This window comes from Bilifractor porci (genome assembly GCF_009696005.1).
GTDB classification, from domain to species: Bacteria; Bacillota; Clostridia; order Lachnospirales; family Lachnospiraceae; genus Bilifractor; species Bilifractor porci.
This window is the reverse complement of record NZ_VUMV01000002.1, coordinates 467,875-475,266: the sequence shown is the minus strand read 5'-3', so window position 1 is coordinate 475,266 and position 7,392 is coordinate 467,875. Positions and strand designations below refer to the sequence as shown.

Sequence of the window (7,392 nt, the reverse complement as noted above, 5' to 3'; positions counted from 1 at the left end):
AAACATGACATGGGTGTCAAATCAATATATTAGAGACATCCCTGCTTAGATTCAAGTTACCATATTTGAGTAGGAACGGACAACCCGTTAATTTGGTCTTGAAGGTCATTCTTTTCTTTGTTAAAATAAGAACCTGTGGAGTCGTATCGAAGCGGCCGTAACGAGGCGCACTCGAAATGCGTTTGTCGGTTCATCCCGGCACGAGGGTTCGAATCCCTCCGACTCCGTGCAAAAAAGGAACCACTTTTGTGGTTCCTTTTTTTGCATAGAGGGATTCGAACGCGAACGTCCCTTTAGGGCGCAGATGCTCCGGTGGAGCATGTGCGATAAATTTTAATCCAAGTGAAACACTTCTTCTAGTTCCACACATACAGGGCTGTTGTCCGGATTGGTTTCCATAAGGTCTGCCATATAATCCCACCATTTTCGATTAATGGGATCATCAGCCGATGCAGACCATTTTTTCTCATCTTCTATCTCAATCTGTGCATAAAGGATATCTGTTTCCGTATCCAATGCAATGGTATAATTTCTTCCTCCATATACATGGATCATCTGTTTCATTTCCGGCCACAAAGCCTGATGCCTTCTCTTATATTCTTTCTCCATTCCGGGGTATACTTTCATTTTGAATATTTTTCGAATCATTTTATTCCTCTCTTTTGACGATTATATCACACAAGAACTCCAGGCTCTTTTTTTCAGAATACCGCAAAAGGAATCTTCAGAAATTTTGCAACCTTAACAAACTGATCCGCATGATGTCCAACGGCCAGAGCCAGATGATGTGTAGGTGCCTCTGCAAACCAATCGTCCATATATTCCGCGGGATTTTTTGAAAATCTGATATGAGTCATGGTATTTCCATTCATCAGTACAGGCGCTTCCACTGCCTCGCCCTCACTGATAGTAAATTTCAGCATCCCGTCTCCAGTCTGGGTAACTCCCAGGGTTGTTACAGGTCCCGGCTTCACTTTTGCCTCTACGGATATTCCCTGTCCCTTTTTCCCATGCAGGATTTTCATGCCGCGAAGCACCGGCTTCCGGTCTGCAATGGCAATGTGGAAGGGTCCGTCATGTCCAAGAATCATTGTGTTCCTGTTGAAATCAGCGGCAATTATTTCGCAGAAGCTTCCTCCCAGTCCAAGGGAATCGCAGATCTTCATAGCGACAGCTGTTTTTATGTCGGCCTCACCAGAGCATGGAACTCCTTTTGCCGTCAGAAGTGAATGTCCTACAATAAAACCGCTCTGAATCTGCTCGTAATAATTGCCGTCCTGACTGTGATAATAATAGGCCAGCGCATCCAGCTTTCTTGAACACACCAGTCTTTCCTGTGCGGCCGCTACCTTTGCAGACCATACCAGTTGTTCTTCTTCGGGCTTTCTGGCAATCGGATCCGAAGGCGAATCACCGGAAATAGTAAAGAAATTTTTGATCTCCTCCAGTTTTTCATGGATTTCCTCCTCTGTTACAGCATCCATGCACTGCGCAAGATCACACATCTCTAAAATCTCCACATCCAATCCTGTCTGGGCCTGAATCATGGTAAAATCACTGTACATATCCAGCATTCCGCTGTAGTAACCTCCCAGGAACCCGAAACGTGCATCCGTCAGCGTTCTTTTTATCATCGCAGCACAGCACCACTGGCGGATTTCTTCCCAGGCACGCTTTGCTTCCTGGCGTTCCACGGTATTTTCGTCAGCCAGCGCCCATTTCGGCGTATAGTTCAAGCCAAGGAGCCCGTTTACTACGTAGAAAGGAATTTTAGCCCGGTTAAAGGCATTTGATATTTCCGGGATGGAGCATCCCACACACTGCGCCAGCCAGTGACCGGTATCCGTCTTTTCATAATTCATCTCCGCTTCCGGCTGTAGATTCAAGATCACGCAGGGAGCCGTGCAAATTTGATGGACCGGCAGGACACATGAACTGGTATAATAGGTCGCTGCATGGCTGAACACAATATCACAATTTCGGGATTGAAAAAATTCCCCTGCCTCTCTGCTTTTTTGCTCCGAATCCACAAGTCCAAAGTTAAAGACTTCTCCCCATGCTCCCAGTCTTTCCGCAATAAAAGAGTTATATGACAGCAGGGTCTCTTTAAGCCCGGCAAACTGGCTCCAGTACGTCTGCAGCCCGGCGCTGTAAAGCCCGATTCGCGGGCGCTTTCCTTCGGATAATCGTTTCATGATATTTCCCCTTTCTTTGTTTCCTGTTTTCATTCAGAACCTTCAGCCGGAAGCTTCGACTATACCCGGCCTCCCCGGCCATGCATGGTACAAAAAAGGGCTCCTGCCGTTAAACAGAAACCCCTGTAGTCTTTCTTGCGCAATTCTATTTACTTTGCAGCGTAATTAATATACCTCTGCCCACTCGTCAATGTTGGAAGAATCAAACTTATAAGGCGGTCCGAGAATAATTTCAGTTGCACCGTCCGTATTTGTTGTAACGGTGTAGGGGCTGTTCTCCATGTCGCCTGCATCAAAGGTATCTCCCTCTGCTCCGGTAATCTGTCCGCTTACCAGTGCTACCGATGTATAAGCAGCGAGTTTTCCAAGATCAATCGGATTCCACAGGAACATATACGGACAGGAATGAGAATCATCATCCCCAATATATTCTTTCATCTCAGACGGAAGCCCGAGACCTGTCAGCTTAACAGAAGAATTCTGATCCTGAAGAACCTTTGCGGCCGCACTGATACCGACGGTGGTAGGTGAGCAGATAACTTTCAGGTTCGGATACTTCTGCAGAAGCGCCTGTGTCTGGTCCGTGGATTTCTGCGGCTCATCATCGCCGTAAGCGACCTCGTCCAGAACAAGCTTACTGTACTTATCGTCAGATTCAGCGATGCTCTTCATGGCGTCAATCCAGGAGTTCTGGTTGGTAGCCTGGGAGGTAGCGGAAAGAATCGCGTACTCGCCTTCTCCTCCGGTGATGTCATATACGGCATCAATCAAGGCCTGTCCCACTTCCTTAACACCTGCCTGGTTGCAGAATACCATCCGGCTGGATGCTTCTACATCGGAATCCAGTGTCATAACCTTAATTCCCGCGTCCATAGCCTGCTGAAGAACTGCAGAAAGTGCATTCGCATCATTAGCTGCAACCGCAATAGAATCAACCTTCTGAGAAATCAGAGAGTTAATAACGGAAATCTGGGCATCTGCAGTAGCCTGTTCAGGATTCTGAACAATGCAGGTTCCTCCGAGAGCTTCAATAGTATCCTGAAATCCGGATGCTTCTCTCTCGTTATAAGGATTGCCGGCAGATTTTGTAACAATAGCATAGGTATGTCCGCTGGCATCTGCTGTTCCTGCAGCAGCTGTACTTCCTGACTTCACAGCCTCACTGGCACTGGAAGCCGCCGTCTCCGTCGTCTCCGCAGAGCCGGAAGAGCTGGCCGCACTGGCAGAACTTGCCGCGCTGGATGAACTTGCCGCGCTGGATGAACTGCTGGAACCGCATCCTGCGAGAAGTCCTGCAGCCATAGCGGCACAAAGCATTGTGCTGACTACTTTTCTTTTCATTTCTTTCCCTCCTGATACTGAATTTATCCGCCGGAACAATCTGCCTGGTTCTGCAGTCGGCGGGCGGAAGATTTACCTTCCTTTTCCATGAACTTATGATAGCATTCACATTTTTTTCACGAAATGGTAATTTTTTTTGATTTCGGGTAAAAAGTCACGAACGAAGTGTAAAAAAATCCTGCTGATCTGTCATGTTTTCACAACAAACCAGCAGAAAGTGTCTACAATTTCTGTTTAAATAACAGTATTCAACTCTGTGCCGCCCTGCGTTTTCGATTTCCCAGAACCTCACTGATACGTGGAATAAGTACGGAGACAATCAGAAGCAGACCAATAATAACCAGTATCAGTTGTGTATTGATATTTCTCTGCCCCAGAGCGATACGCAGGCAGACAATTGTAAAACCTGCAATTGTCGCGCCTATCAGATTGCCCTTACCGCCTGTCGTGGCAATTCCGCCGAATACGCACATGGCGATGACATCCATCTCATATCCCTGACCGGTGGTAGTATTGGCGCCAAAGGTAGTGGACAGGTAGAAAAGAGCACATACGCCGGCCATGGTGCCAATCAGGACAAAACAAATCATGCGTATCTTCTGAACCGGAATTCCCGCATAATGTGCCGCCGTATGATTGGATCCGACCGCATAAAGCTTTCTTCCGAAAGTTGTCCTGGACAGTACAAATATAAAGATCACTGCGGCAATGGCTACAAAAAAGAAAACGAGAGGAAACGGCCCGACCATAGTGGCCAGCGGCATAATCATTTTGCTGTTTGACATGGACACAGATCCGCCGCTGCCAAGCGACACCTCTGCGATTCCCCTGAAAATAATCTGCGTTCCCAGCGTAACGATCATAGAAGGGAGTTCTGTAAAATGTGTCAGAATAACGCCATTTAAACATCCCGCCAGAAAGCCGGTTCCGATACATACAGCAATAACCCCGGCCAAAGGAACTCCGGCGTTACCGGCAAAACAGCCGAGCGTCGCTGCAAGACATACAATTGCCCCTACGGAAATATCAATTTCCGCAATTATCAGAATGTAGCCCATTGCAAACATCATAAAAATTTCGCAAAGATATTTCGGCATCTCACGAAACACGCTGGAAAAATTGTATGTCGGCGAAATAGCTGCACCCAGAATCAGCACAGCGATGAAAATGATTACCAACCCGCCTTCCCAGCTGAGGATTTTTTGTTTCACACTGCTCTGTGGAACAGCATTAATCTCTCTTCCAGATTTTCCTGCCATAATTACAGTTCCCTCCTCTCCAGGTTAGCCCTGTCCATCGCACGCTGTGTCAATACATTCAGCAGTACAACAGCAAGAACGATGATTCCTTTGATCAGGTTCTGCCAAATGGATTCCAGCCCGATAAGCGGGAGAGCCTTAGCCACGATAGCATAGAACAGTGCGCCCAGGAATGTTCCCACTACAGAACCACGTCCGCCGTTCATGCTCACTCCACCGATTACGCAGGCAGCGATTACATCCATCTCCTTGCCGTACTGCATGTTTGGCTGTGCAGATGCATAAATAGATACAGAAAGTGCTCCGGACAGGCCGGCAAGCAGTCCCATAATCATATACACCAGTGTAATTATCCTGTCTACATTGATACCGGAAACCTCTGCCGCCTCCGCATTACTGCCGACCGCGTAAATCCTGCGTCCAAAGGTTGTCCATTTCATTACAATGAAGAAAACCACATACGCAATAATCAGAATAATGTAAGGCCCTATACTTCCGTCTTTTCCGAAATCGGAAAAACCGGATACATCCGCACCGGATGCCCAGTTGTTGTTGGAAATAACATACGCAAGTCCTCGCCAGATGTACATGCCGCCCATCGTGCAGATAATCGGTGCTACTTTTCCTTTAGAAATAATAAGGCCGTTCAGTAATCCGCATCCCGTCCCGATCAGCGCTGCGATCAGAAACAGTAAAAACGTATTACGAAGAATGTCATATTTCTGAAGCAGACCGATTGTCATGCCTGAAAATGCCAGAATGGAAGTAATGGAAATGTCAATTCCCGCCGTAAGAAGCACACACAGCATTCCCAAAGCCATCAGCATAGTCAGCGCATTATTACGGAAAATCTGAGAAATATTTGACGGAGTTAAAAACGTACCGCCGCTCAGTATGGTTACCACTATCAGAAGAGCGACCAGAATCAGGACCAGGCTTGCCTCCCGGGAACCTGTCAGGCGCTTCCACAATGATTTTTTCTGCTGCATTATTCGGCTGCCTCCTTCTTCTCGTTATTCCCCTTCTCCATGGACATCTCAAGAAGGAGCTCCTGAGTCGCATCTCTGCGATCCAGACAGCCGGTTACACGGCCTTTGCACATCGTGTATATGCGGTCGCTCATTCCGAGAATTTCCGGCATTTCGGAGGATATCATAAGAATCCCGTATCCCTTTTTCGCAAGATCCCCCATTATGGCATAAATTTCCGCCTTGGCACCTACGTCAACGCCCTTGGTCGGCTCATCCATAATAAGAACCTTCATGTTATCCTGTGCCAGAGCCTTGGCCACAACTACCTTCTGCTGGTTTCCTCCGGAAAGACTGCTGGCCGGATCAAAAATCGTTACCGCTTTCGTATCCACTTCTTCCAGATACTTCTTGGAAAGTTCTCTTTCCTTTTTTTCGTTTTTGATTTTAAACGGTCCTTTTGCCAGCTCATCCTGAATCGGAAGAATGACATTGTCTCCCAATCCCCAGCGAAGTATCAGACCCTGCGTCTGCCTGTTTTCCGGAAGAAGGACAATGCCTGCCTTCATGGCATCCGACGGTTTCCTGATTTGAATTTCCTTACCGTCTACATAAACATGGCCGGAATCCGCTTTTGTAATGCCGCAGACTGCTTCCATCGTCTCTGTACGTCCTGCGCCGACCAGTCCCGTTACTCCGACAATCTCTCCGGCATGAACAGTCATCGCTACGTCCTTGAAGTATCCTGTGCGGGTCATTCCTTCAAAACGGAATACTTCCTTTCCAATCTTCACATCAGGCTTTGGGTACATATCAGAAATTTCACGTCCCACCATTGCCTTGATCAGATCTGCCGTCGTAATTTTATCAACATCATAGGTACCGATATAATGCGCATCACGGAATACTGTCACGCGGCTGGCAACACGATACATATCTTCCATACGATGTGAAATAAAAATGATGGAAACCCCTTCATCCCGCAGCTGGTCAACAATCCGGTAAAGTCTTTGGGACTCATTTGCTGCCAGCGCAGCTGTAGGCTCATCCAGAATAATAATTTTGGCATTTGTAGAAAGCGCCTTGGCAATCTCGACCATCTGCTGCTGCGCTACAGAAAGAGCTCCCATCTCTTCTGTCGGCTTAAAATCTGCATCCAGACGATCCAGAAGCTTTCTGGCTTCCTGGTTCATTGCCCTCCACTGGATCAGGCCATTCTTCTTAAATTCATGGCCCATAAAAATATTTTCTGTAACCGTCAGCTCCGGGTATGTGGTCGGATGCTGATATACAGCAGCAATTCCCGCCTCCAGGGCATCCTTCGGTCCCTTGAAATGAACCTCCTGTCCGTTCAGGTACATGTGCCCTTCTTCGGCCTGATGCACACCTGTAATGACCTTGATAAAGGTCGATTTTCCGGCCCCGTTCTCTCCCATCAGAGCATGTACTTCTCCGCGGCGAAGCTGAAACTGCACTTGATCCAGCGCTTTCACACCCGGGAAGATCTTGGTAATCCCCTTAAGTTCCAGAATCAAATCATCTGACACGCTCTTATCCTCCTTTCCATTCTAATTTAGTATATCTCCGGACCAGACTGCTGTTTAAGGGTAATTTTTTTTGGATTGGGGT

At 47.4% G+C, this 7,392-nt stretch carries 6 protein-coding genes and 1 tRNA gene; 1 reads left to right on the top strand and 6 read right to left on the bottom strand.

From position 1 onward, the window contains the following. Positions 1-137 precede the first annotated feature (137 nt). Positions 138-227 (top strand) — tRNA-Ser (locus FYJ60_RS05110). Between the two features lie 106 nt (positions 228-333). Here the strand turns inward: FYJ60_RS05110 and rhaM are convergent. The 6 genes from rhaM to FYJ60_RS05080 form a co-directional block, all read right to left on the bottom strand. Beyond that, the gene (gene rhaM, locus FYJ60_RS05105) at positions 334-648 is read right to left on the bottom strand and encodes an L-rhamnose mutarotase (protein ID WP_154457544.1); all 315 of its coding nucleotides are present in this window, start codon (positions 646-648) and stop codon (positions 334-336) included. Positions 649-701: 53 nt separating this feature from the next. Beyond that, the gene (locus FYJ60_RS05100; protein WP_154457542.1) at positions 702-2,195 is read right to left on the bottom strand and encodes an L-fucose/L-arabinose isomerase family protein; all 1,494 of its coding nucleotides are present in this window, start codon (positions 2,193-2,195) and stop codon (positions 702-704) included. Positions 2,196-2,360: 165 nt separating this feature from the next. After that, the gene (locus FYJ60_RS05095; RefSeq protein WP_154457541.1) at positions 2,361-3,536 is read right to left on the bottom strand and encodes a rhamnose ABC transporter substrate-binding protein; all 1,176 of its coding nucleotides are present in this window, start codon (positions 3,534-3,536) and stop codon (positions 2,361-2,363) included. Between the two features lie 248 nt (positions 3,537-3,784). Further along, entirely contained in the window at positions 3,785-4,795 is a 1,011-nt protein-coding gene (locus tag FYJ60_RS05090) for an ABC transporter permease (RefSeq protein WP_154457539.1), read from the bottom strand. Between the two features lie 2 nt (positions 4,796-4,797). After that, positions 4,798-5,784, bottom strand: coding sequence for an ABC transporter permease (locus FYJ60_RS05085; RefSeq protein ID WP_154457537.1), 987 nt, complete (start codon positions 5,782-5,784; stop codon positions 4,798-4,800). Next, a complete protein-coding gene (locus FYJ60_RS05080) occupies positions 5,784-7,310 on the bottom strand; it encodes a sugar ABC transporter ATP-binding protein (RefSeq protein WP_330579110.1) in 1,527 nt (508 codons plus the stop codon). Before FYJ60_RS05080 ends, FYJ60_RS05085 begins: the two co-directional genes overlap by 1 nt. Positions 7,311-7,392: the final 82 nt, after the last annotated feature.

Bases quoted from the DNA above. Each gene is read 5' to 3' on its own strand.
- FYJ60_RS05095 (WP_154457541.1), bottom strand. From the start codon at position 3,536: ATGAAAAGAAAAGTAGTCAGCACAATGCTTTGTGCCGCTATGGCTGCA.
- FYJ60_RS05090 (WP_154457539.1), bottom strand. From the start codon at position 4,795: ATGGCAGGAAAATCTGGAAGAGAGATTAATGCTGTTCCACAGAGCAGT.
- FYJ60_RS05085 (WP_154457537.1), bottom strand. From the start codon at position 5,784: ATGCAGCAGAAAAAATCATTGTGGAAGCGCCTGACAGGTTCCCGGGAG.
- FYJ60_RS05100 (WP_154457542.1), bottom strand. From the start codon at position 2,195: ATGAAACGATTATCCGAAGGAAAGCGCCCGCGAATCGGGCTTTACAGC.
- rhaM (WP_154457544.1), bottom strand. From the start codon at position 648: ATGATTCGAAAAATATTCAAAATGAAAGTATACCCCGGAATGGAGAAA.